Source organism: Escherichia sp. HH091_1A, assembly GCF_030295175.1.
GTDB lineage: Bacteria > Pseudomonadota > Gammaproteobacteria > Enterobacterales > Enterobacteriaceae > Escherichia > Escherichia coli_F.
On sequence record NZ_AP025747.1, the window covers coordinates 5,314,505 to 5,337,139 of the forward strand.

The following is a 22,635-nucleotide window of genomic DNA, read 5'->3' on the forward strand; positions in this document are numbered from 1 at the left end:
TTTTATTTCCCCTTTTATCCTTTCGCGTTATGGCTGGGTGCTGAACACCCTCCACAGTACCCCGTGTTCCCCTTCCGTCATCATGCCGCGTATGAAACTGAACATTGCGGCGTTAAGCCTCGAAATTACTAAAGCAACCCACAGCGAAATCCAGCTGTTTCCGGCGGGCGAGTTCAGCGCGGTGGATGGTCGCCCACATACCGATGAAGTCGAAAGCGGTAAATGGGTGCTGACCGCTGAACTGGCCGCGCAGCTTGTCGCGCAGGTGGCCGCCCGTACCACGCCTTTTGTCATTGATTACGAACATCAGACGCTGCGCGCCGTAAACAACGGCAAGCCCGCCCCGGCGGCGGGCTGGTTCAGCCAGGTGGAATGGCGAGAAGGCGCGGGCCTGTATGCCACCGGTGTGGAGTGGACGGATAACGCGGCGGCCATGATTGCCGCCGGTGAGTACAAATTTATTTCCCCTGTTTTTGCCTACAACAAGCGCGGCGAAGTGCTGGAGCTGTTACATGCTGCGCTGACCAATACCCCGGCGCTCGACGGTATGGACGCGGTCATGCTGGCTGCGGCCAGCCGTCTGGCGAGTCTGTCAACTGAAACGGAGAACACAACGGTGGATGAAGAACTGTTAAACGACTTGCTGTCCAGTCTGCGCTGGATGCTTAACCTCCCGGTTACCTCAACGGCGGAAGATATCAAAAACGAGCTGCAAAAGGTCGTTGACATGATTTCGAACGGTCAGGGAACGGCGGCGGCATCCGTCAGCCTGCTGGCCCTGCTGAATCAGAAAGACGAGCAAATCGCCAGCCTGTCAGCCAGTGCCTATGACCCGTCAAAACACATTTCCCTTGCGGCCTTTGAAGAACTTCAGGGGCGTTATGCCGCACTGGCGCAACAGTCCGGTGAGGCCGAAGCCGGGGCACTGATTCAGGCGGCGCTGTCTGACGGGCGACTGCTTCCGGCGCAGGAAGACTGGGCGAAAGATTACGCCAGCCGCGATATCAACGGCTTTAAGTCCTGGCTGGATAACGCACCAAAACTTGTTGCACTCAGTCAGACCCAGACCGGCGGTAAACCACCCCAAACGCCGTCGCCTGCCCCGGCGCAGATTAAAACCGGTGATGACATCGATGTCGATATCGCCATTTGTTCAATGATGGGCGTTGATCCAGAGGATGTCGCCCGTTACGCAGGAGACAAGTAAATGGATCGCAATACCCCCTATCGTGACGGCGAGCTGAACCCGGTGCCGGTTGCCGCTGCGACCGAAATTTTTGGCGGCCATATGGTGGCCGTTAACGCATCCGGTTATGCCGTTCCGGCCAGTGCCACGGCCTCACAGATTACGCTGGGCGTGTCTGATGGCTGGGTGGATAACAGCACCGGCAGCGATGGCGACGCCACCGTTCTGGTGCGTTGCGGCAAAGCCTTTCTGATGGCGAACAGCACCTCAGACCCGGTCACGCAATCGCAGGTCGGCAAGGTGTGCTACGTGGAAGACAGCGTGACCGTGGCAAAAACCGACAACAGCAGCGCCCGCCCTGTCGCCGGGAAAATAATCGGCATCGGTGACGATGGCGTCTGGGTTCATTTCAGTTAAGGAGCAAAACGTGATAGTCAACGTTAAAAACGTCAAACAGATTTTTATCAATCTGAAGGCCACCTTCCAGAAAGCCTTCGACCAGTCACCAACTGACTGGCAGAAGGTGGCAATGGAAGTGCCATCAAACGGCAAGGAGAACGACTACAGCTGGTTAAGTCGTTTCCCGAAAATGCGCGAGTGGATTGGTGACAAGGTCGTTAAATCACTGGCGGCATTTAACTACACCATCCGTAACAAGGACTGGGAAGCCACGGTTGAAGTCGATCGTAACGACATCGAGGACGACCAGATTATGGGCTATGCCCTTCAGGCGAAAGGGGCCGGACAGTCGGCGGCAGAGCTACCAGCAGATATTGTGGCGTCCCTTATCAGTAACGGTTTTACCAATCCCTGTTACGACGGTCAGATGTTCTTTGATACCGACCACCTGGTCGCCGGTAAATCGGTGTCCAACAAAGGCACCAAAAAACTCAAAGTTGGCTCGCTTGCCGAGGCGAAAGCCTCCTACGGTGCCGCCCGTACGGCCATGCGTAGTCTGAAAGATGACGAAGGCGCATCCCTCAAAATTCGCCCGAATCTGCTGGTTGTGCCACCGGCGCTGGAGGATGACGCGAACTACCTGATGACCGCCGAGAAGTTCCCGGACGGCACGCCGAACCCGTACCGCAATACCGCCGAAGTGCTGGTGATGCCGGAGCTGGCGTCGGATTCTGCGTGGTTCCTGTTTGACACCACCAAACCAGTGAAACCGCTGATTTATCAGCTGCGTAAAAAGCCTGTTTTTGTGGAGCAGACGGACTACAACAGCGACAACGTGTTCAAGCGTAAGAAGTTCCTGTTTGGTGCCGAAGCGCGCTGTAACGGCGGTTACGGCTTCTGGCAGATGGCATTTGGTTCTGATGGTACGACGGAGTAATGCATGGAAAAGGTGATTGAAATTACCGCCCGCCGTGAGGGTTTTCGCCGCTGCGGTGTGGCACACAGCGCAACCACGAAGGAATGGCCTGCGGATGCGTTCACCCCGGAACAGCTGGCGGTGCTGAAGGCTGACCCCATGCTGATTGTGGTGGAGCGCGATAAAGCGTCCGGCCAGAACGACGCGGCCCGGGGTGATGAGCTGGCCGCACAGCTGGATGCCGAGCGTCAGAAAGTCAGCGAACTGACGGCGCAACTGGAAGAAGAACGCCAGAAAGTCAGTGAACTGACCGCACAGCTGAACGCCGCACAGAAAACACAAAAAGCGGACAAAAAGGAGAAGTAACCCATGTCTTACGCCACACCGGAACAGTTCATCAGGGCGTTCAGTGAACGCGAGGCGCGCACACTGACGGATGAAGACATGACGGGATTCATCGACGAAGAAAAGCTGGCCTCCGCGCTTGCACGTGCCAGTGCCTGGATTGATGGCTATCTGGTGGGGCGTTACCGGACCCCGTGGCCTGACAGCCCGGGGATACTGGTGGGTTACTGCTGCGATATCGCCCGTTATCACCTGGCGACCGATTACCGTATCTGCTCAGAAGAAATTCAGATGCGCTACCGGGATGCCATCCGCTTTCTGGAGAAAGTCGCGGCAGGACAAATCAACCTCGGACGGGATACGTCCGGCAGCGTGATCCAGTCATCGTCACAGGTGCGTATCCGCTCCGGCTCCCGTCAGTTCGGGCGTGAGTCCACGCGGGGAGGTGCATTCTGATTACTGACATTGAACGGGCGCTGGTTGAGCGTCTGCGCTGTGGTCTGGGGCATATGGTGCAGGATGTCCGCACCTATGCCGGTGAACTGGATGAAGACCCGGGCCGGATTGTTCGCAGCCTTCCGGCAGCCTGGGTGACGTTCGGCGGCATCGTGAAAACCGAACGCTATTCCACGTCACGCCGGAAATACATTGCCACCGGACGCTTTGTGGTTGTGGTGGGTGATTACAACACCCGCAGCGAACAGAGCGCCAGACAGGGAGGCACTGTCCGGGATGAAGTCGGGACAAACCAGCTTGTTGAATCCGTCCGTCGCCTGCTGACCGGTCAGGATTTGGGGCTGGAGATTGATTATTTCGAACCCGGGCGGGTCAGGACGCTGTTTAACACCGGCGTGGCAGAGCGGGCAATGTCCGTGTTTGCCTGTGAGTTCGATACCCGCTGGGTGGAGCACGCGCTGGAGAACGGCAAATGGCCGGAGCGCGGCGCAGAAGCGGACCGTCTCTTCAACCGCTACCACGGCAGGCTGTCAGACCCTGACCCGGATTTACTGCGAATTGGTACGCAATACGGCGCAGATATCTGTGGTCTGGATGAATTAAGAGAGCAACAGCATGAACAAAATGAAGGTTAAGGCGGCTCCCGGGGTGAAGTTCCCGATGGAGGATAACGCCCGGAAATACATCACCACGGAAGCGGTGAACGTTGAGAACACCGCTTATTACCGGCGCGCCGTTCAGGACGGTGACCTGATTCTGGTGAAGGATGAGCCTGAAACCACCGTGACGGCTGAACAGGACGCCGTGCAGGTAAAAGCGAAGGCGAAGAGAGAGAAACAGGTGGATTCCGATGAGTGAAATTCAGTTTGACACCATTTCGGGCGGTATCCGTAAGCCCGGTGTGCATTTTGAGTTTAATACCCGGCTGGCCGTTAACACGCTGCCGGGTAATGAACAGCGTGTTCTTGTGATTGGTCCGATGCTGTCAGGCGGCACCGCCACGCCCCTGAATGCCGTTTCCGTGTATTCCGAAGACGAAGCGGATTTGTATTTCGGGGCCGGTTCGCTGGCCGCTGCAATGGCGCGCGCGGCCATTAATGCCAACAGCTATCTGCAACTGGATGTTATCGGTATTGCAGACAGTGGCGCAGGAAAGGCAGCAACCGGCGCGGTTACCGTCAACGGTACGGCAATCAGCAGCGGCACACTGTCGATATGGGTTGCCGGTGAGCAGGTTTCGGTGGATGTGGAAACCGGTGATGAACCGTCGAAAATCATTCCGGCACTGGTGGAAGCAATGACGCAGACGCCCTCGCTTCTGGTGACGGGGGAATACAAATCAGAAACCTCTCAGCTGACGGTGACCACCCGGACCAAAGGAGCCTGGGGGAATGACATCACCCTGTCAGCGTCCACCACGGCAGGTGGTCTGACCGTGAGCGCCACGCCGATGGCGAACGGTGAAATGGACCCGGATATTCAGCCCGCACTGGATGCGGTCTTTGCCGCCGGTCACAACATTCTGATTTGTCCGTTCAGTACCACGCCAGCCCTTGCCGCCCTGAAGCAGCATCTGGAGAAAACCGGGAACGCGATGGAACAGCGCGGCGCGATTGGCTGTGCGGGCTGGACGGGCAGTCTCGGAAACGGGATCACCCTGGCAGCCGGTGTGAACAGCGGGCGCGTGTCCGTCCCCTGGTATCGCGGCTCCGTGAAGCTGCCAGCGGTACTGGCTGCCATCTACGGCGCTGTGATGGCGGGCGAGGAAGACCCGGCGCGTCCGCTGAACTCGCTGGCGCTGTCCGGGCTGGATGTGGTCGCCATGTCACAGCGTGAAAGCCGTAACGAGCAGGAAAACGCCCTGCATAACGGCCTGACGCCGGTTGAGGTTGGCCCGGGTAACACGGTGCAGATTGTGCGTGCGGTCAGTACGTACACGGTTAACGCACAGGGCGTGACTGACGTCTCGTTACTGGATATCACGTCCATCAGAACGCTGGACTACACCCGCAAGGCGTGCCGCGAACGCATCAGCCTTCGCTTCCCGCGCGAAAAACTCAGCACCCGCACTATCGCAAAAGTGGAAAGCGAACTGTATGACGTGCTGATCAAGCTGGAGGAAGCGGAAATTCTGGAGAACGTGGAAGCGAACAAAGCAAAGCTGCGCGTTCAGCGAAACGGGAAAGATGCAAACCGTCTCGACTGCGTGGTTCCGGCGGATGTGGTTAACGGCCTGCATGTGTTTGCCGGTCGCATCGACATGATTTTGTAAGGAGCGCGGTAAATGTCCATTAAAGAATATGTCGGTTCGATTGTGCTGGAGGTGGACAGCCAGGAAATCGAGATCACCGACTTCGATGTTCAGATCAACACCGGGCGAAAGCTGGTCAAGACCATGAACAAAACCGGCAGGGCCAAAGGCTTTGCCCGTGGCATTGCCACTTACGATATTTCAGTTTCGGCGGTTATCCCTGATACCAACGAGCCGGACTGGGAAAATCTGGAAGGTGTGAAAATCTCAATTTATCCGCTCAGCAACAGCGGTAAGCGCACCTCCTATCTGGACTGCTTCACTGTTGAAGTGGGTGAGAAATACACCGTCGACAGTGAAGCGAAAATTGATATCAAAATGGCTGCACTCAGGAAGGTGACAGGATGACTTTGAGTAATACACAGACCGGCGAACTGTCTGATGGCGTGGTATTTAACGGCACCGTTCATAAAAACTTTGAGCTGCGTCTGCCGGTCATGCGTGATAACGGGCAGGCACTGGAAGAAACTGAAGAACGCTTTCAGACGGTGGATGGCTTCGCGGCGGATTATTACTACCGCTGTGCGGTGATGGCGGCAACGCTGGTCCGTCTGGGGGATATTCCGCAGGAAGAACTGACGGCGGAGCTGTTGCACGACAACATGACGCCGGACGATTTTAATATTCTGCTGGCATCACGCAACGTCCTGAAGGTAAAGCGGAACGGCGGGAATCCCGGCTCGCCGGACTCCGGCTCGCAGTCCTCATCCTCGGGCGCTACGGAATAACCGAAGAGCAAATCATGACCATGAGCCGTCCCGAGCTGGACGGCTGGCTTGCCGCCGTTGACAGGCTGAACGGCGGCGGCTCAGGAAGGAAGGGCACCTCACAGACCACCCGCCAGTCATTTAAATCCCTCAGAAAGAAACGCAGAAAAGGTAAGCAGAAAAATGGCCGGTAATTTCAAAGTTGGCATGACCCTGACTGCGAAGGACGAAGCCTCGCAGGTTCTGGAAAAGGGACAAAAACAGGTTATCAAAGCCACCGAAGGTGTAACAAAGGCGACACGGAAGGCAGGCGCAGAGCAGAAGCGTACCGAGCAGGAGAGCGTTAACAGCACGAAAAAGGCCGCAAAAGAGATACAGCGTGCCGCCCGTGCCCGGGAAACGCTCGGTATCCGTGCAGAGCGTGAGATCCGGCGTGAGATTTATCAGACGGTTGCCAGTTATAACCGTCTGGCCCGCGCCGGTTTTGAATCTGCGCAGGAGCAGGAACGCGCCATGCAGGCCACCCGGGAAAAAGCCCGGGCACTCAAGCGTGAACTGGATGGCGTTACTCAGGCTCAGATGAAGATGGCGAAAACGCCTGTTATCCCTGAACCGGGGCGTTTTGCGCGTGCGGCTGCATTTGGCGGGAATGCCGTGACTACAGGCGCTGGTATCGTAGCAGGTGCTGCCATTATGGCGCAGCCGGTCAAAAAGCAGATGAGCTACGAACGCCAGCTGGCAATGATGGCCAATACCGCTTTCAGTGATGGCGGTCTGGAGGGGCGCAGGGCTGGTCTTGAGCAGATGAAAAGCAGCATCCGTAACGCAGTGACCTATGGTGGCGGCACGAAAGAGGATGCAGCCGAAACGCTGGATGCCCTGCTGAAAGACGGCATTTCATTTGAAACAGCCAACAAGTGGCTACCTGAACTGATGAAATACGCCACGGCTTCTGGTGCATCAGCGACAGACCTGGCTAATGTGATGCTTAAGGGCAAAAAGACCTTTGGATTCCGGGATGAAGATATTTCCACCGTTCTGAATATGGCAATTGCAGCGGGCAAAGAAGGCAGCTTTGAACTGAGCGACATGGCCCGCTGGTTATCTTCGCAACTGGGGTCAGCGTCAGCTGCGGGGATGAGAGGCAAGGATGATTTTGTCAAGATTCTGGCGCTGAATGAAGCTGCCGCCATTACGGCGGGAAGCAGTGATGAGGCCGGAAATAACGTGTTTAACCTGCTGGCTAAACTGACCAGCCATGATATTGAAACAGCGGCAAAGAGCATTGATTACAACGGTAAAGGAATTGATTTTTCCGGCACGCTGGTTCAGGCGCGCGAACATGGGCTTGATCCGATAGATGCGCTGTCCAGCCTGATAGACAAAATCGTTGCCAGCGATAAACGCTTTCAGGAGTTGCAAAAGAAACTGGCCTCCGCCCGGGATAAAGGTGAGCAGACGGCTGTTTATGATTCGATGGCAAAACTCCTTGAAGGCTTTGGTGTCGGGAAACTGGTTGCAGACCAACAGGCGTTAAAAGCGTTGCTGGCTTACCGTAACAACCCTGAATACCGGAAAAAGGTTGAAGACGCGATTAATCAGCAGCGCACCCTGCCGGAAGGTCAGCGCGCGGGTGATGTGGATTTTAACTTCATATCCGGCCTCAATGACTTTAAAACCGAACAGGCTAAAAACACGCTTGAATTTTCACAAATGGACAGCATGAAAAAGCTGGCGGATGCGTCCGGTACTGTGGCCGATGCCATAAGCTGGGCGGGTGAAAAATTTCCGGGGCTGACCACAGCAGTGGTGGGTGCCACGACCGCGATTGAAGCGATGACCGCAGCGGCTCTGACATGGGCCGGGATCAAAATCCTGACCGGGGGTAAACCCGGTGGCAAGGCTGGCGAGGTTGTCGGTGATGTAATTGAAAACACGGTCAAAAAAGGCAAAGGATTTAAATTCCCCGGCATTGCCGGTAGCCTGCTTTCTTTCGGTGGCACCGTTACGGCACTGGCCACCGCAACCAGCCCGGAAGAAGACGCCGCCGTCGAAGGAAGCGAAGAACGCTGGAAACGCATCCGCGCCCGATATCCCCAGGAAATCATCGACGCCGCCCGCAAAAAATACCAGCCATGGTGGCAGTTTGGGGAAGGCTATTCCACCGAAAACGAAGAATGGTTGAGGCGCTGGGAGGAAGACACGAAAAAAGCCGCATCTGATGCCCTGCCATCACCGGCGCAGGTTAACAAAGCCGCAGGAAACACAACGCCTGAACCGGCATCAACGCAACCCGGACGCATCACCCAGCCGGAATACCTCACGCACTGGGGGCCACCTGCCAGCCCCATTAATTTCACCACACAACTGGTGCTCGATGGTCAGGTCGTGGCGGAGGCAGTGAACAAATACAACCTTCAGGACGGTAACAGAGGCACGGGAGGAACTTACTGATGGGCTGGGCTGAAAACCTGCAAAACGCTTCCTTTCGCGGTGTGCAGTTTGATGTACTGAACACGGATGAGCAAATCAGCCGCGACCATGCGGCCTATGAATACCCGTTTGTTGACGGGGCGGATTTGCACGACCTCGGACGCAAGGCGCGACCGTTCCGCATGACGGCGTTCCTGTGGGGGGAGTATTACGAATATAAACTCGAAAAGCTGATCGCCGCCCTGGACGAAGGCGGCGATGGTGAGCTGATTCATCCGGTTTACGGCTCCGTACCGTCGGTGATTGTGACCGGCTACAGCATTCGCCATGACGCAGAAAGCCCGGACAGCTGCACCATCGACATGAGCTTTCTGGAGAACCGCACCGGCAGCGCGTTGTTCAGCACCCCGTTACCGGAGCTGTTTGCACAGCAGTTATTTGAAGAACTGGATAAGTTACTGGCACAGTTAAGCGAATTATTTGACGCTGTTACGGCCCCTTTAAAGACCATTAACAGCGTGATTAAAAAAATCCAGACGGTACGTGCCACGCTGGTGAATACCCTGCTGATGTTCAAAAGCGATTTTCTCTCATCCATCGACAATATGATGTCACTGGCCAGCGAACCCGGAAAGTTTATCGGCGGGCTGGCAGAGGTGCTGGAAATCCACACGTCAGATGTCGGGCACGCGGTGCCGGTGCTGGAGCGTACTGATTCCGCCACCACGACCGGACTGACCGGGGAAGACAGCGTCGCCAGTTCTGCGACAGTGATGACCTGCTGGAATGAGGTGATGGCAGATATGGATGAGCTGGTCGCGCTGCCGGTCGCACTGGTCAGCGGCGATAAAACGCCGTCTGTGGCACTTCCGCCGGATGCGTCCGTGGAAGACGTGCAGGACGTGAAAGCGGCTTATGCGGTTCTGGCAGCCTCAGAGCTGGCCAGCGTGGCGACGGCGATACTGTCAGATGAGGCCCAGTCAGAGCAGCTTATACCGGCGGATATCGGGCGACTGGTCGGGGATGTGCGCACCCGCTTACAGGCCGCCATCACGCTGTTCCGTGAACGCTATGAAGGCGAACGCGAACGGATAACCGAAACCGCATCACCGCTGGGGCTGATGTACCCGGAAATTATTCAGAGCATGAAGAACGTGGCGGCATCCGTGCAGGATGTCGGTCTGCTGGTTCTGTCACGCCTCCCACCGCTGACGCAGAAACAGGTGCAGGCGGATAGCTGTCTGCTGTTGCTGGCGTGGCAGTGGTACGGCGACTACAGCCGTGCGGCAGAGCTGCAACGTCTGAACCCGCAGCTGCGTGACCCGAACAACATAACCGCCGGGATGGTGATTAATGCCTACGCAAAATAACGACGACAAAATCAGCCTGGTCATTGCCGGAAGGTCGCATTCTGACTGGAGCAGTTATCGTATTGACAGCGATTTCCTGAAAGCCGCCGACGGGTGGCAGCTTCAGCTGGGACTGCCTGAAAAGGTGTTCCCGGCGGATATCGTCCGGGGTGCGCCAGTCCGTTTGCAGGTGGGAGACGAGACGGTCCTCAGTGGTCGCGTGGACAGCGTGCGCCGTAGTGTATCCCGTCAGAGCTGCACGCTGACCCTGTCCGGGCGTGATGATGCCGCCATCCTGGTGGACTGTGCCGCGCCGGTATTCAGCGCCAACCAGCTGACGCTGGACGAGGTCATCGACAGGATAGTCAGACCGCTGGGGATACAGCGCATCCGTATTCAGGCGTCCGGCGTGTCACGTAATGACAAGGTCGTTATAGAGCCGGGGATGCGTGCGTGGGATGCACTGGCCAAAGCTGCCGCCGGTCGCGGCTTATGGCCGTGGTTTGAGCCTGACGGTACGCTGGTTGTGGGTGGCCCTGACTACACCACCACGCCGGTGGATACACTGATTATGAAGCTGGACGGCACCGGGAACAACGTGATGGAGCTGGACGATACCCGGTCCATTAACGGCTGTTTCTCCGAGCTGACGGTGCTGGCCCAGAGCCACGCCCGCCGCGCAGACAGCAAGAAACAGGTAGCCGTGGTGCCACTGGACATCTGGAACGAGGACGGCAGCGTGCGCACATTGTCCGGGCAGGACAGCGGTAATACGGACAGTGGCCAGACGGGCATTCATAACATGAAAGCCGTGGCCACCGACCCCACCGTGGATTATTACCGCCCGCAGATAATCACCCAGGGCGACACCAGTAACATGGAGCAGGTGAACTGGCGCGCCAAAAAAATGATGAGTGATGCCCGTCTGTCGGGGCTGGATATCGTCGCACTGGTTGCAGGTCATCGCACGGCGGACGGTGTCCTGTGGCAGCCCGGCCAGCGTGTGCGGATTGTCAGCGAACCCCACGGCATCGACGCCATCTTTTTCCTGATGGGGCGTGAGTTCAGCGGAGGCCGGAGCGGGCAGACAACCCGGCTCCGCTTTAAGGAGGATGGCGTGTGGATACCTGATGCCTTCCCGCGCGAGACGAAACGCCATCACCGCAGGGGCAAAAAGAAAAAAGAGGTCGCCATTGTTAAGGTCTGGGAGAAATGATGTGGGACAAGGTTAATCAGCGCATACAGCAGGCACTGGCCGCCGTTCGCCAGGCATTCAGGGTGGTGACCGGTACGGTGGACAGTTCGACCAAAGTACAGTTGCTTCAGCTGAACGGGCTGGCAGGCGAACAGCTGGACGGTGCGGAGTATTTTCAACATTACGGCCTCACCACATCCCCGCCGCCCGGCTCGATGGGTATTGCCGTTCCGCTGAATGGTAATACCTCCCATACCGTCGTCGTGGCCACAGAGCACGGCGCATATCGCCTGACGGAACTGAAACCCGGGGAAGTGGCCCTGTATACCGACGAAGGCGCGAAAATTGTGCTGAAGCGCGGACGTGTGATTGAAACGGAGTGTGATATTTACCGGGTGAAATGTAATTCGTTTGAAGTTGAAGCAAAGGACAGCGCTGGTTTTATTACTCCCCAACTTACCGCAAGTGAGCAATTAATTGCTGAAGGGAAAATATCCGGTAATGGGGGTATGGCCATTAAAGGCGGCAAAGGAAAATATACTGCCACCTTTGAAGGCAATATCAACCACACAAGCGGTGTGATTACCTCCGTTGACGTCACCATTAATGGCGTTAAAATCGGAACGCACAAACACCCGACCCCACACGGCATGTCTGACACGCCGGTTAATTAAGTGCTGAACACCCTCACCTGATTCTGACCTGTCCATGCTGCCAGACTGGCGGCATGGACCAGACGATTTCACCTGCAACCGGCGACTACGAACGCCGCCGGATTTATACACTCCATAACGCGGTTTATCTGCGACTGGCGACACCGCTTGGCAGTTACTGGGCGGATGCGTCGCTGGGGTCACGCCTGCACGAACTGAAGCGGGAAAAAGACGTTTCCCGTGTTCACAGGCTGGCGGCGCAGTATGCCAGCCAGGCACTTCAGCCCCTGCTTGATGACGGGCGGGCAAAATCCATTACCGTTGACACGAAAGCGGGCCAGCGAGGCTGGCTGTTGCTGTTAATCACCGTCACGGATAACGCGGGCACACCGCAGACGTTTGAACACCCTGTGAGGATTATGTAATGCCGTTTCCTGTTCCGGGCGTTGCTGAAAACACAGAACGCCAGCTACGTGATATCGCTAACGCCCTGCCGGGAGAAACCATCGACACCGGCGCTGACAGCGATTACCGCATTCGAGCAAATGCCGTATCCGGCGTGGCGGACGGACTTTATATGCATCAGGGATGGATCCTCCGTCAGGTGTTTCCTGACACGGCAGACCCTGAATATCTGGAGCTGCACTGCCGTACGCGCAATGTTTTTCGTAAAAAAGCAACGGCCTCATCCGGTCCGGTAGTGATTACCGGCACACCCGGTAAGACGCTGCCAGCCGGTGCGGAAATTCGTGGTGAAGGTGTCAGCGTGGCCACCACAGCAGACTGCACCATCGGTGATGAAGGCAGCGCAGAGGTGACGGTAAAAAGCACCGCCACGGGTGTACAGACGAACGCATCCGCAACGCAGACGGCAACGCTGGTCAGCCCGCCGGAAGGCATCAACAGCACGGTGACGATTAAATCCCTGACCGGTGGAACGGACAGGGAAAGTGACACCGACCTGCTGGCGCGTTATCTGGATATCCTGCGCAGGCCGCCCGCTGGCGGTAACAAATATGATTACAAACGCTGGGCGCTGGAAGTGGATGGCGTTACCTCAGCATATGTGGAGCCGTTACGTCGTGGGTTGGGGACGGTTGATGTGGCCATTACGTCAGCCAATGACCTCCCTTCGCAGGAACTGATTAATGCCGTGCTGGCACATATTGAGGAAGTCCGCCCGGTCACAGCGAAGGACACAATGGTACTGGCCCCGACGAAAAAAGCCGTTGATTTCGTTGTTCGGGTAAAAACCAGCGGCCTGACCGTTGAGCAGATAAAACCGCAGATAACTGACGTTATCACGGATTTTATGAACCGGCTGGAGCCGGGGCAGGAATTAATAATTTCACAACTGGAAACCCAGATTTCATTAATTTCCGGTGTCAGTGACCGGCGAATCATTACGCCAGCAGACAACGTAAAAGCCATTATTAACGCGTCAACGTGGGAATGGCTGCGCCCGGGAAATATTGATATTCAGTATTTTCCACGTGAGGGGTGATTTTATGAATATGGTCGATTTATTTCGCGCCATGCTGCCACCTGTCAGTTATGACCTGAACGGGAAATATATTTCCGCAGAACTGACAGCCGAGGCTGACGTCATGGAGGCCGTGAAGGCCTCAGCGGCGCGCGTTCTGGCACAAATCACCCCGTTGCAGGCATCGATGACGCTGTCCGACTGGGAGCGCGTGTACAGTGTTGTCCCCCGTGAAGAGGCAACACAACAGGAGCGGCGGCAGAACATTCTGGTAAAAATGGCAGCCACTGGCGGACTGTCAATCCCTTACTTTAAGAGCCTTGCCGCCAGTCTGGGCTATACCATCACCATTACGGAGCCGCGACCGTTCCGGGTGGGGATAAACCGCTGCGGCGACCGTCTGCTGATACCGGAAATCCGCTGGGCGTGGCAGGTCAACGTTATCGGGACAAAAACACCGGTCTACCGGTTCAGAACGGGCGCATCGGCAACCGGCGAACCTCTGACGGCCTTTGGTGAATCCATTTTAGAAAACACGTTTAAAGACCTTAAACCGGCTTTTACAGACTGTTATTTTACGTATGAGGTGGAGGAATAATGCAGAATTTAATGCCCCCGGTGAATACGCCGGATAAGTTATTTCATGATGGTGACCCGACTCAGGGAATTGAGGGAACCATCGTTACTGCTGAATTTATGAATAATCATCAGGCAGCAACGCGTGATTTGCAGCAGGAGGTGATTAACGTCCTTAAAGAGGCTGGCGTCACCCCTGACCCGGAAAAACAAAACCAGCTGGTTGAGGCGCTGACCTCGTTTATTGGTCAGAAAGTCCCGGATGCATCACTGACGCAAAAAGGCGTGGTGCAGCTTAACAGTGCTGTTAATAGTGAATCAGAAACAGAAGCTGCCACACCAAAAGCGGTCAAAATTGCGATAGATAACGCAAACGCCAGACTGGCAAAAGACCGTAACGGCGCAGACATCCCGAATAAACAGTTGTTTCTGGATAACATCAGCGGTGTGCCAAAAGCACGCAAGGTCAACGGTATGGCCCTGACTTCGGATATCACCATCAGCAGCATCAGCGGCAACGCCGGAACAGCAACCCGCCTTCAGAACGCCCGCAGAATCAACAATGTGCTGTTTGATGGCTCCAGCGATATCACAATCACCAGTACCGATTCTGGTGCTGTGCGTAATTTCCAGTATACCAACGAGGTGTTTCATAATCCCGGCGGTACTGAAATTACATGGACATTCCGGGCACCTTCCGGCTGTCAGTTGTCAGGCATTTATGTCCAGGAAACGGGAGATAATACAGCAGACAATATCGGTGGTGTGTATTACAAATCCGCGCAGATTTATATCAATGGCTCATGGCGCACCGTATCCGGTTAATTAAGGAGAAAATAATGGAACTCAGAAACGTCACGCGTTATTACCCGGAAGAAATGCCTTATGGTGAAAACATTCAGTATTTCCGCAGTGAAGACGGACAGGATTTTTATGAATCACTGGATAAATTCACGAAGAAATACAAATTGTGTATTCACCCTGAAACCGGCGTGATTTATTCGATGGCGGAAGACGTGTCCCGTCTTTATCCGGCTGGTTTCACTATTGTGGAAGTGGACGAACTGCCGGAGGGTTTTGGCATTGAAGCCTGCTGGTATTACCGGGATGGCGAAGTGCTGCCGGTTCCGGTTGATTATTCGCAACTGGCAGAAAAGCAACGCCAGCGTCTTCTGGCTGAAGCCAGGGACATCACCTCCGACTGGAAAACCGAGCTGGGACTGGGCACCATCAGCGACGATGACAAAGCCCGTCTTACGCAGTGGATGGCATATATCAAAGCGGTGAAGGCGCTGGATTTAAGCCTGGTCAGTGATAAATCTTCCTTTGATTTAATTCAGTGGCCGGAAAAACCTGACGTGTAAAACAGTAACGGTCGCTGTCTGGTGACCGTTTTCAGTTCAGAAGGCTTTATGTCTGTATTAATTTCAGGAGCGCTGATTAATGGCGCTGGCATTCCGATGGCGGAATGCAAAATTTATTTAGATGCACTGGTTAATACCAGTGAAGTGGTTATTGAATCATTTGCGGTTATTGAAACCGATGCGGCGGGACAGTATGCCTTTGAAGCACAAAAAGGCAAATACACCGTACACATCAAACAAAAGAACGGCCCTAAGTGCTGTGTGGGTGATATTTCGGTTTACGATGACTCAAAGCCCGGCACACTGAATGATTTTCTGACCGCGCTGGATGAAGGCGACCTCAAGCCCGACGTGGTGAAACGCTTTGAGGAAATGGTGGCGCAGGCGCAGCAGAGCGCGGAAGCAGCAGCGGAAAGCGAGCGACAGGCCGGGCAACATGTCGCTGATGCGCAGAAGATAAAGGAAGACTGCGAGACGCTGGCGGATAACGTACAGCAGAATGCAGAAGCCGTTGCCGAAGACAAAAATCAGGTGGCGTTGCTGGCGTCATCTGCCACACAGGATGCGGCCCGCGCAGAGCAGGCTGTCAAGGATGCCGACACGATAGTCCGGAAAGCGGTCGATAAACTTGCTGATGCCGCAACGCTGACCGGCGAGGCAAAGGCCAGTGCCGAAGCTGCCGCACAAAGCGAACAGAATGCGGAAAATCACGCTGATAATGCAGCACAAAGCGCACAGCAGACCGCGCAGGATGTGGAGGCAACGGTCACCGCACGTGATGATGCGGAACGTTTTGCGGGTGAGGCAGAAAACAGCGCACAGACATCAGGCACAGCGCGGGACGAATCAGTCGATGCCGCCGAACGTGCCCGCCTTTATCATAATGCCGCATCATCAGCTGCAACCAGCGCGGAAAATGCAGCAAATGCTGCACTCGGGCATGAAAACAGCGCCGCTGAATACGCCCGACAGGCTAAAGCCAGCCAGGATGCAGGTGCAGACAATGCGCAGGAAGCGAAACAGTACAGGGATGAGGCGCAGCAGATAGTTGATGACCTGAATGCAACAAATGCCTCCACGACAGAAAAAGGTCTGGTGCAACTGTGTAGTGATACGGACAACGACAGCGAGGAACTGGCTGCCACGCCAAAGGCTGTCAAAACCGTCATGGACGAGACGAAAACAAAAGCGCCACTGGACAGCCCGGCCTTCACCGGCACCCCAACCACCCCAACCCCACCGGATGATGCCGCCGGTCTGGAAGCAGCGAACGCAGCGTTTGTGCGCAAACTGCTTGCTGCGCTGGTTGGCTCATCGCCGGAAGTTCTGGACACCCTGAACGAGCTGGCAGCGGCGCTGGGCAATGACCCGAACTTTGCGACGACAATCACAAACGCGCTGGCAGGCAAACAACCGCTTAATGACGTCTTAACGGCAATCAGCGCACTGACGCAACGGGCAGATAATCTTCTGTACTTCAATACGGACGGGAATGCCTCACTGTCTCTGCTGTCAGAGAAGGGCCGCGCATTGCTGGCGCATGACACGGCTGAAGCCATGCGCACGGAGCTTGAGCTGAGCGCGGCTGCGACGATGGAACCCCAGAGTGATATCCGTGACCGCACACCGGGCAGGCTGGCCCTGTCCGGGATGTATGGGTTTGGACAGGCATTCACCAGCGCCGAAGCTCTGTCATTTAACGGACAGGCTGATTTCGTTATATGGCTGCAGACAGTCACCCCGGGGCGTTATGCGGTCAGTATTGCGGACTCCTCCACGCTGCTGGTGGGCACCACGAAATTTAACGGTATCATTGATGTGATGTGGTCACCCTCTGATAACGATGGTTCAGACTCAGCGCGTAAATTCAAAATGCTGCTGTACTACAACCAGTATTACGAGGATGAGCACAGCATACATTGTATGCGTTATCGCTACAGTGGTAACAGCTGGAATGCAACATCAAGCCTTATTGTGTATGACGGCAACTCCCTGGCATATCTGATGTCCTCAACCGCCGGTAATGGTCCGTTCTCATATTACCAATACCCGGCCGTCGGTGTGCCGATTATGGCGGTATATCAGGGAGAAAGTTTTGGTGAAAATGCTTCTCTGGGACTCGGTGATACTGTGCCGGGTTCCCGTCTTGGTCCTCTGGCCATGAGTGCACAGGTTAGTGATACAGGGACATACGCATCCTCACCGCAGGTTGTGATTGGCGGTGCCGGTGAATACAACTTCCCCGGTCGTTACACGGCGCTTTCGGGCCTGGGTAACAATTATGGTACTCAGCGTGGCTTTATCGGTCTTTTTGTACGCATTGAGTAATGAGGAAATCAGGCATGAAAATCAGAGCGGTGAAAGGTATCAGAAACGCACATTATCTTGAAAATGGTGCGGTTGACTGCGAGGTGTTATTTGAAGGTGAAACGGAGTTCGCCCTGTATACTGCCATACAGGATGATATGGCCCCGACAGGCCAGCATGTCTGGCAGGAGCTGCAAAGCGGGAAATGGGGCGAAATCGCCCCGTTCACTGTCACGCCTGAACTTATTGCAGCGGCAAAGGATGCCAAAAGGCGGGAAATTGAGGCATGGCGCGACAGTCAGGAAAACGTTGAGTTTATTTTCACGTTTGATGGCCGTCGTTTTGATGGCGGAAAAACCTCGCAGTCACGCCTTGCCCCCGTGGTTGCAACAGCACAGGCCGGACTGCTTCCGGATGGTTTTTTCTGGACTGATGCGGATAATAACAACGTCGTACTGACCAGGGAGAAACTTATTGCGCTGAACGATGCCATGATGGTGGCCATGGTGGCGGAGGGCTTTAAAATCCACGAACGTCAGCGGAAGATGAAAGAGGAACTGAGTAGCCTGGAGGATTTACGCTCAATCAGAGCGATGGCGATTAGTGGTAATTAGCGGTCAATTCTGGGCTTTTGGGTTGCGCGCTCCCCGCCCGGAATTGCGCGTCAATTAGCCCAGAAAAAAACGCGAAGTTACACACGACCGATAATCTGCTTGAATTTGGTCATCGACTGGATGTTCTGGTCCAGTACTACCAGTTTGCAGGTTTTAGCATCCACACCGGTGGTCATCAGCTCTGAAGTGGTCGCGATAACCGGGTACGGTTTTTTCGGGTTGATGAAGTTATCCAACTGAGCTTTGCCAATTTCATCATCGCCGGTGATTTTCATGACGTATTTGTCATTCTTTTTCACCTGCTCCGGGTTGAGATTAACCAGGGCGCGGCGCATACGTTCTGCATGATCGATGTCGTTACAGAAGACGATGGTTTTATCCATCGGGTTGGTGCGCTTGAGGTAGTCGGTAATGGTTCTGGCAACCAGTTCTGTGCGTTCGTCGATTACCATCGTGCGATCGAAATCTTTCTGGTTATAGATACGATCGTCGATCACTTCGCCGTTTAAGTCAGTTTGCCCTTTGGTTGGGCGCCAGCCTTGCAGATCAACATCAATATCAACACGGACAACTTTATAAGGGGCGAGGAAGCCGTCTTCGATCCCTTCTTTTAGCGAGTAGACGTAAACCGGATCGCCGAAGTAATCCGTGCTGGAGACTTCATGCGTCTCTTTTGGCGTGGCGGTTAAGCCAATTTGGGTGGCGGAACTGAAATAATCAAGGATCTCTCGCCAGGCGCTGTCTTCGGATGCGCTGCCGCGATGGCATTCGTCGATCACGATCAGATCGAAGAAATCTGGTGCGACTTGTTTAAACGCTTTTTGGTCTTCCTCCGGGCCAGTTATAGCCTGATAGAGCGCGAGGTGAATTTCATAAGCGGGATCAATGGTGCGTCCGCTGACTTTGGTCATTGCCGTACCAAATGGCTGGAAATCATTATTTTTGGTTTGGTCGACCAGAATGTTGCGATCGGCAAGGAACAAAATGCGTTTTTTATTTTTTGATTTCCACAGGCGCCAGATGATCTGGAATGCGGTATAGGTTTTCCCTGTTCCGGTCGCCATGACCAGCAGAACGCGGTTTTGCCCGTTGGAGACGGCTTCAATGGTTTTGTTGATTGCCTGAAGCTGGTAATAACGTGGCGATTTACCGCTGCCATCGTCGTAATAGTCCTGAGTAATAACCGGAAGCTGAGCTTGTGTGTATCCTTTCCAGAGGCAGAATTTTTGCCAGAGTTCAGCGGGGGAAGGGAAGTCATCCAGCGTTATTTGCTTTTCAAGGCATTCACCTTCGGCTGCGGTGGCATCGCGGAAGATAAAGCCATCACCGTTGGTGGCAAAAACAAAAGGAACGTCCAGCAGGCGCGCATATTCAATGCCCTGTTGCATCCCTTTGCCAATTTCATGTTTGTTGGCTTTTGCTTCAATCACGGCTAAGGGAATGCCTGGTTTGTGATACAGCACGATGTCAGCAGATTTTACCGTTCTGCGTGCCGCAACTTTACCACGTACGATGACTTTACCGTCCCGGAGTTTGACCTCCTGTCTGATTTGCGTTGTGTTGTCCCAGCCTGCATTGAGAATGGCTGGCATAACGCATTTGGTAATGATGTCTGCTTCCGTCAGGTTACTTAGGTTCAGTTCCGCCATGGGGTGTTCTCATCTAAATGCGATGCGCAAATTCTACACAGAAAAATAGATGAATTCATCTGTTCAAAGAGTATTATCAGCGTTAAGTCACTGTTTTAAAGGTATTCTTGAGTTTCATCAATAGCTGGAGAAGGATTCATATGGAGAATGTTCGGTTCTTGCAAGGAGTGAAACAATATTTTTGTACTAAGGCATTAGATGTCATTCTGCTAATTTATCTATTTCTTGGTTTTATACTTCTCCCTTATAAATATCTGTGGAAAGATATTATTTTATCTCTGTGCTTTGTTGGTATTCTTCTTTATGCATTAGTGGAAGAAAATCGCATTACAGAATATATGGAGTATTTTGTTAAGTTCAGTAATAAAAACAGGTTGAATAGTTGTGCTGCCTGGTGTTCACTTATTGCATGGTTTATATTTTTGTTTTTTGTGTTGTCAATTAATATTTTTTCAGCCAGTGCCTCTCTATACGTTTTTAGTGCTTTTTCAGTATTCGTTTTTCTGGGAAGTATTTTCGTTATATTAGAATTGGAATTTGAAAACAATAATAAGCTAATACTTATTAGGTCCATGATTATAGCTTGCATACCAATTATATATTTGTTTGCAAGTAGTTGTGCTTCCAGTTTGTTTTTAAGTTTGAGTAATCTCAATATCACACTAACGCCATGGGTTGAGTATTTCTGGAAAGGGATGGCTTTTATGTTGCTTTTCTTTATGTTAATGCAACTTGTTATCTATTTTGCTTTTTTAACTCTGTGGGATAAATTAAGTGTATATAGGTTGTTTATACTTGCCGGAGCATTTATCGTATCTACTATTTTAGTGGCTTTTGCTTCAAAAAATGTAGAAGGTATTTCGTACTACGTTTTAAAAAGCACCATAGATTTTGAATGGCATAATCAGGTTAAATGTGGAGAGTTGAATATTTCACGTCCGGATGAAAGATATTTCGGGTTTAATACCGATAAATATACTGTATTTTATTCCAATAGAGAGGGTAAATGGGGGTTCAATGAGTTGAAATGTAAGAAAGGTTCTGACAGGAGAGATGCATATTCCATTGAGAATGTCTCAGAATATAACGTGCCTGGATGGCTGAAATAAGTCATCTTTATAATTAAATCGTAAAGGTTCTGATCATAAATGAGCATGATTAAACATAAACGGGGCACACTCTACACACTTGATGTGCAGCAAGAAGCTGAACTCATGGCTTTGGTTAATAAATCCGACGAAGACATTGATTACAGCGACATTCCTGCTTCTGGTAGCGAAGCATGGTCTGACGCCACACGCGGCAATTTTTTGCCAGATCCAGGTATTCACGCGCAATAAAACTTAGCGGAGGGGAGCACGTCGTTCTGTTTCCCCCCTCACTGCTAAATGGGGCATTGAGCTGCTTTACACTCAACCTTTCACGATTACTTCCTCAACCCCGCAAACGCCGCCCGAATCTCATCCTCCGGCAGCTGAATCCCGATAAACACCATCGTGCTATGCGGTTTTTCATCGCCCCACGGGCGGTCCCAGTCGGCGCTGTAGAGGCGCTGGACGCCCTGGAACAGCAGGCGATTAGGTTCGCCGTCAATCCACAGCATTCCTTTGTAACGCAGCAGTTTATCCGCCGACTCCAGCAGCAGGTTTTCCATCACGCGGGAAACTTCGCTGATATCTACCGGGTAATCCAGTTCTACCACAATCGACGAAATATCGTTTTGTTTATCCGCGATAAAGTGGAAACGCGGTTTGGTGCTGACGACGTTTTCTTCCAGCATAAAACCGTTGGTGTTGAACAGCAGGCCCAGATCGATGTCGCCGTGGGTGACGGTGTAGACCGGTGCGCGGGCGTTGATGCGCGCCAGGCGCTCACGCAGTTTCTCTGCTTCGCCTGCGACGTCGGTTTTGGTCAGCAGAATACGGTCGGCGTAGCCAACCTGTGACTGGGCGATGGTGAACTGGTTCATCTGCTCATCGGCATGTACCGCATCTACCAGCGCAATCACGCCGTCCAGCAGGTAACGCTGGCATAAAATCTCATGGGAGAAAAAGGTCTGAATAATCGGGCCGGGATCGGCCATGCCTGTGCATTCAATGACCAGACGGTCGAACTGAATATTGCCCTTGTCGAGATTATCCAGCAGGTCGAGTAGCGCGTCCTCCAGCTCGTTGGAGCGCGAACAACAGATGCAGCCGTTGGTCAGCGTTTTGATCTGCGTGGCGCGGTCGCCAATCAGTTGATCATCAACGGAGACTTCGCCGAATTCGTTTTCAATCACGGCAATCTTGTAGCCGTGCTGTTCATTAAGAATATGGCGCAGCAGGGTGGTTTTGCCTGCGCCTAAAAAACCGGTGAGTAGGGTAACTGCAATCGGGTTCATGCTCTCTCCATTAACAACAGCGCATACCGCCTTTACCATCGCCGCCGTAGCGCGCGTTCTGGCGTTCGCGGAAGAATTCTTCATAGCTCATGTACGGCTGGTCGGGATGGTTGGTCTTCATATGCTCGACGTAGTTGTCGTAGTCTGGAATGCCAATCAACATCTTTGCCGCCTGGCCGAGATATTTTTTTGCCTGTCCTAAGTTACCAAACATTTTGCCTTCCAGATATGCGTAAAGCCCGGAAGGTCCGGGCCGGGGATTTGCCGGATGCGGCGTAAACGCCTTATCCGGCCTACGATAGACACTTT

Annotated in this window: 26 protein-coding genes and 1 pseudogene; 24 read left to right on the forward strand and 3 right to left on the reverse strand. The window is 53.7% G+C overall.

What is annotated here, in order from left to right; genetic code table 11:
• Positions 1-91 precede the first annotated feature (91 nt).
• From QUF14_RS26310 to QUF14_RS26415, 22 genes are read left to right on the forward strand one after another with little or no spacing between them, the layout of a single operon-like run.
• Positions 92-1,207, forward strand: a complete 1,116-nt coding sequence (locus QUF14_RS26310) for a phage protease (RefSeq protein ID WP_042966148.1) — start codon at positions 92-94, stop codon at positions 1,205-1,207.
• The gene (locus tag QUF14_RS26315; protein WP_042966128.1) at positions 1,208-1,603 is read left to right on the forward strand and encodes a hypothetical protein; all 396 of its coding nucleotides are present in this window, start codon (positions 1,208-1,210) and stop codon (positions 1,601-1,603) included.
• Positions 1,604-1,613: 10 nt separating this feature from the next.
• On the forward strand, positions 1,614-2,522 hold the full coding sequence (locus QUF14_RS26320; RefSeq protein WP_042966129.1) for a Mu-like prophage major head subunit gpT family protein: 909 nt from the start codon (positions 1,614-1,616) through the stop codon (positions 2,520-2,522).
• 3 nt (positions 2,523-2,525) lie between these two features.
• Positions 2,526-2,867, forward strand: coding sequence for an HI1506-related protein (locus QUF14_RS26325; RefSeq protein ID WP_001402713.1), 342 nt, complete (start codon positions 2,526-2,528; stop codon positions 2,865-2,867).
• Positions 2,868-2,870: 3 nt separating this feature from the next.
• Positions 2,871-3,302 (forward strand): gp436 family protein, encoded by a 432-nt coding sequence (locus QUF14_RS26330; RefSeq protein WP_096913030.1) that lies wholly within the window; start codon positions 2,871-2,873, stop codon positions 3,300-3,302.
• A complete protein-coding gene (locus tag QUF14_RS26335) occupies positions 3,299-3,937 on the forward strand; it encodes a DUF1834 family protein (RefSeq protein WP_071988111.1) in 639 nt (212 codons plus the stop codon). Before QUF14_RS26330 ends, QUF14_RS26335 begins: the two co-directional genes overlap by 4 nt.
• A complete protein-coding gene (locus QUF14_RS26340) occupies positions 3,918-4,160 on the forward strand; it encodes a DUF2635 domain-containing protein (RefSeq protein ID WP_042966132.1) in 243 nt (80 codons plus the stop codon). Before QUF14_RS26335 ends, QUF14_RS26340 begins: the two co-directional genes overlap by 20 nt.
• On the forward strand, positions 4,153-5,574 hold the full coding sequence (locus tag QUF14_RS26345) for a phage tail sheath C-terminal domain-containing protein (protein ID WP_286333184.1): 1,422 nt from the start codon (positions 4,153-4,155) through the stop codon (positions 5,572-5,574). The genes QUF14_RS26340 and QUF14_RS26345 overlap by 8 nt, the downstream gene beginning before the upstream one ends.
• Before the next feature lie 12 nt (positions 5,575-5,586).
• Positions 5,587-5,961, forward strand: coding sequence for a hypothetical protein (locus tag QUF14_RS26350; RefSeq protein WP_000023097.1), 375 nt, complete (start codon positions 5,587-5,589; stop codon positions 5,959-5,961).
• Positions 5,958-6,341 carry a hypothetical protein gene (locus QUF14_RS26355; RefSeq protein WP_141220723.1) on the forward strand — a complete coding sequence of 128 codons (384 nt, stop codon included), beginning with the start codon at positions 5,958-5,960 and terminating at the stop codon, positions 6,339-6,341. The genes QUF14_RS26350 and QUF14_RS26355 overlap by 4 nt, the downstream gene beginning before the upstream one ends.
• Before the next feature lie 14 nt (positions 6,342-6,355).
• Positions 6,356-6,514: a hypothetical protein gene (locus tag QUF14_RS26360; protein ID WP_187440530.1), complete on the forward strand. Its 159-nt coding sequence runs from the start codon at positions 6,356-6,358 to the stop codon at positions 6,512-6,514.
• Complete coding sequence (locus QUF14_RS26365; RefSeq protein ID WP_263802896.1) at positions 6,504-8,774, forward strand: phage tail tape measure protein; 2,271 nt, start codon at positions 6,504-6,506, stop codon at positions 8,772-8,774. Before QUF14_RS26360 ends, QUF14_RS26365 begins: the two co-directional genes overlap by 11 nt.
• A complete protein-coding gene (locus tag QUF14_RS26370; RefSeq protein WP_148050630.1) occupies positions 8,774-10,123 on the forward strand; it encodes a DNA circularization protein in 1,350 nt (449 codons plus the stop codon). Before QUF14_RS26365 ends, QUF14_RS26370 begins: the two co-directional genes overlap by 1 nt.
• Positions 10,107-11,318 carry a phage baseplate assembly protein gene (locus QUF14_RS26375; RefSeq protein ID WP_286333199.1) on the forward strand — a complete coding sequence of 404 codons (1,212 nt, stop codon included), beginning with the start codon at positions 10,107-10,109 and terminating at the stop codon, positions 11,316-11,318. The genes QUF14_RS26370 and QUF14_RS26375 overlap by 17 nt, the downstream gene beginning before the upstream one ends.
• The gene (locus tag QUF14_RS26380; protein WP_042966138.1) at positions 11,318-11,971 is read left to right on the forward strand and encodes a phage baseplate assembly protein V; all 654 of its coding nucleotides are present in this window, start codon (positions 11,318-11,320) and stop codon (positions 11,969-11,971) included. The genes QUF14_RS26375 and QUF14_RS26380 overlap by 1 nt, the downstream gene beginning before the upstream one ends.
• Before the next feature lie 53 nt (positions 11,972-12,024).
• Complete coding sequence (locus tag QUF14_RS26385) at positions 12,025-12,375, forward strand: phage GP46 family protein (protein WP_000372931.1); 351 nt, start codon at positions 12,025-12,027, stop codon at positions 12,373-12,375.
• Positions 12,375-13,454, forward strand: coding sequence for a baseplate J/gp47 family protein (locus tag QUF14_RS26390; protein WP_075842596.1), 1,080 nt, complete (start codon positions 12,375-12,377; stop codon positions 13,452-13,454). The genes QUF14_RS26385 and QUF14_RS26390 overlap by 1 nt, the downstream gene beginning before the upstream one ends.
• Before the next feature lie 4 nt (positions 13,455-13,458).
• Positions 13,459-14,031 carry a YmfQ family protein gene (locus tag QUF14_RS26395; protein ID WP_042966140.1) on the forward strand — a complete coding sequence of 191 codons (573 nt, stop codon included), beginning with the start codon at positions 13,459-13,461 and terminating at the stop codon, positions 14,029-14,031.
• The gene (locus QUF14_RS26400) at positions 14,031-14,834 is read left to right on the forward strand and encodes a phage tail protein (protein ID WP_042966141.1); all 804 of its coding nucleotides are present in this window, start codon (positions 14,031-14,033) and stop codon (positions 14,832-14,834) included. The genes QUF14_RS26395 and QUF14_RS26400 overlap by 1 nt, the downstream gene beginning before the upstream one ends.
• 14 nt (positions 14,835-14,848) lie before the next feature.
• Complete coding sequence (locus QUF14_RS26405) at positions 14,849-15,373, forward strand: tail fiber assembly protein (RefSeq protein ID WP_042966142.1); 525 nt, start codon at positions 14,849-14,851, stop codon at positions 15,371-15,373.
• 48 nt (positions 15,374-15,421) lie between these two features.
• Positions 15,422-17,701, forward strand: coding sequence for a prophage tail fiber N-terminal domain-containing protein (locus QUF14_RS26410; RefSeq protein WP_286333204.1), 2,280 nt, complete (start codon positions 15,422-15,424; stop codon positions 17,699-17,701).
• 14 nt (positions 17,702-17,715) lie between these two features.
• Entirely contained in the window at positions 17,716-18,294 is a 579-nt protein-coding gene (locus tag QUF14_RS26415) for a DUF4376 domain-containing protein (protein WP_105282975.1), read from the forward strand.
• Between the two features lie 83 nt (positions 18,295-18,377).
• On the opposite strand, the pseudogene hsdR reads toward QUF14_RS26415, so the two are convergent.
• A pseudogene (hsdR, locus tag QUF14_RS26420) lies at positions 18,378-19,943 on the reverse strand (EcoAI/FtnUII family type I restriction enzme subunit R); the annotation flags it as partial.
• Between the two features lie 140 nt (positions 19,944-20,083).
• On the opposite strand from hsdR, the gene QUF14_RS26425 reads away from it, so the two are divergent.
• Positions 20,084-21,052 (forward strand): hypothetical protein, encoded by a 969-nt coding sequence (locus tag QUF14_RS26425; protein ID WP_100733726.1) that lies wholly within the window; start codon positions 20,084-20,086, stop codon positions 21,050-21,052.
• A gap of 39 nt (positions 21,053-21,091) precedes the next feature.
• Positions 21,092-21,283, forward strand: coding sequence for a hypothetical protein (locus QUF14_RS26430; RefSeq protein ID WP_000061760.1), 192 nt, complete (start codon positions 21,092-21,094; stop codon positions 21,281-21,283).
• Between the two features lie 86 nt (positions 21,284-21,369).
• Here QUF14_RS26430 and yjiA read toward each other — a convergent pair whose 3' ends face one another.
• Positions 21,370-22,326 carry a GTPase gene (gene yjiA, locus QUF14_RS26435; protein WP_001295525.1) on the reverse strand — a complete coding sequence of 319 codons (957 nt, stop codon included), beginning with the start codon at positions 22,324-22,326 and terminating at the stop codon, positions 21,370-21,372.
• Between the two features lie 10 nt (positions 22,327-22,336).
• Positions 22,337-22,540 carry a YbdD/YjiX family protein gene (locus QUF14_RS26440; RefSeq protein ID WP_000467861.1) on the reverse strand — a complete coding sequence of 68 codons (204 nt, stop codon included), beginning with the start codon at positions 22,538-22,540 and terminating at the stop codon, positions 22,337-22,339.
• Positions 22,541-22,635 lie beyond the last annotated feature (95 nt).

Coding starts and splice junctions, on each gene's coding strand:
- QUF14_RS26310 (WP_042966148.1), top strand. CDS start 92: ATGAAACTGAACATTGCGGCGTTAAGCCTCGAAATTACTAAAGCAACC.
- QUF14_RS26315 (WP_042966128.1), top strand. CDS start 1,208: ATGGATCGCAATACCCCCTATCGTGACGGCGAGCTGAACCCGGTGCCG.
- QUF14_RS26325 (WP_001402713.1), top strand. CDS start 2,526: ATGGAAAAGGTGATTGAAATTACCGCCCGCCGTGAGGGTTTTCGCCGC.
- QUF14_RS26330 (WP_096913030.1), top strand. CDS start 2,871: ATGTCTTACGCCACACCGGAACAGTTCATCAGGGCGTTCAGTGAACGC.
- QUF14_RS26340 (WP_042966132.1), top strand. CDS start 3,918: ATGAACAAAATGAAGGTTAAGGCGGCTCCCGGGGTGAAGTTCCCGATG.
- QUF14_RS26345 (WP_286333184.1), top strand. CDS start 4,153: ATGAGTGAAATTCAGTTTGACACCATTTCGGGCGGTATCCGTAAGCCC.
- QUF14_RS26350 (WP_000023097.1), top strand. CDS start 5,587: ATGTCCATTAAAGAATATGTCGGTTCGATTGTGCTGGAGGTGGACAGC.
- QUF14_RS26355 (WP_141220723.1), top strand. CDS start 5,958: ATGACTTTGAGTAATACACAGACCGGCGAACTGTCTGATGGCGTGGTA.
- QUF14_RS26360 (WP_187440530.1), top strand. CDS start 6,356: ATGACCATGAGCCGTCCCGAGCTGGACGGCTGGCTTGCCGCCGTTGAC.
- QUF14_RS26365 (WP_263802896.1), top strand. CDS start 6,504: ATGGCCGGTAATTTCAAAGTTGGCATGACCCTGACTGCGAAGGACGAA.
- QUF14_RS26370 (WP_148050630.1), top strand. CDS start 8,774: ATGGGCTGGGCTGAAAACCTGCAAAACGCTTCCTTTCGCGGTGTGCAG.
- QUF14_RS26375 (WP_286333199.1), top strand. CDS start 10,107: ATGCCTACGCAAAATAACGACGACAAAATCAGCCTGGTCATTGCCGGA.
- QUF14_RS26380 (WP_042966138.1), top strand. CDS start 11,318: ATGTGGGACAAGGTTAATCAGCGCATACAGCAGGCACTGGCCGCCGTT.
- QUF14_RS26385 (WP_000372931.1), top strand. CDS start 12,025: ATGGACCAGACGATTTCACCTGCAACCGGCGACTACGAACGCCGCCGG.
- QUF14_RS26390 (WP_075842596.1), top strand. CDS start 12,375: ATGCCGTTTCCTGTTCCGGGCGTTGCTGAAAACACAGAACGCCAGCTA.
- QUF14_RS26395 (WP_042966140.1), top strand. CDS start 13,459: ATGAATATGGTCGATTTATTTCGCGCCATGCTGCCACCTGTCAGTTAT.
- QUF14_RS26400 (WP_042966141.1), top strand. CDS start 14,031: ATGCAGAATTTAATGCCCCCGGTGAATACGCCGGATAAGTTATTTCAT.
- QUF14_RS26405 (WP_042966142.1), top strand. CDS start 14,849: ATGGAACTCAGAAACGTCACGCGTTATTACCCGGAAGAAATGCCTTAT.
- QUF14_RS26410 (WP_286333204.1), top strand. CDS start 15,422: ATGTCTGTATTAATTTCAGGAGCGCTGATTAATGGCGCTGGCATTCCG.
- QUF14_RS26415 (WP_105282975.1), top strand. CDS start 17,716: ATGAAAATCAGAGCGGTGAAAGGTATCAGAAACGCACATTATCTTGAA.
- QUF14_RS26425 (WP_100733726.1), top strand. CDS start 20,084: ATGGAGAATGTTCGGTTCTTGCAAGGAGTGAAACAATATTTTTGTACT.
- QUF14_RS26430 (WP_000061760.1), top strand. CDS start 21,092: ATGAGCATGATTAAACATAAACGGGGCACACTCTACACACTTGATGTG.
- yjiA (WP_001295525.1), bottom strand. CDS start 22,326: ATGAACCCGATTGCAGTTACCCTACTCACCGGTTTTTTAGGCGCAGGC.
- QUF14_RS26440 (WP_000467861.1), bottom strand. CDS start 22,540: ATGTTTGGTAACTTAGGACAGGCAAAAAAATATCTCGGCCAGGCGGCA.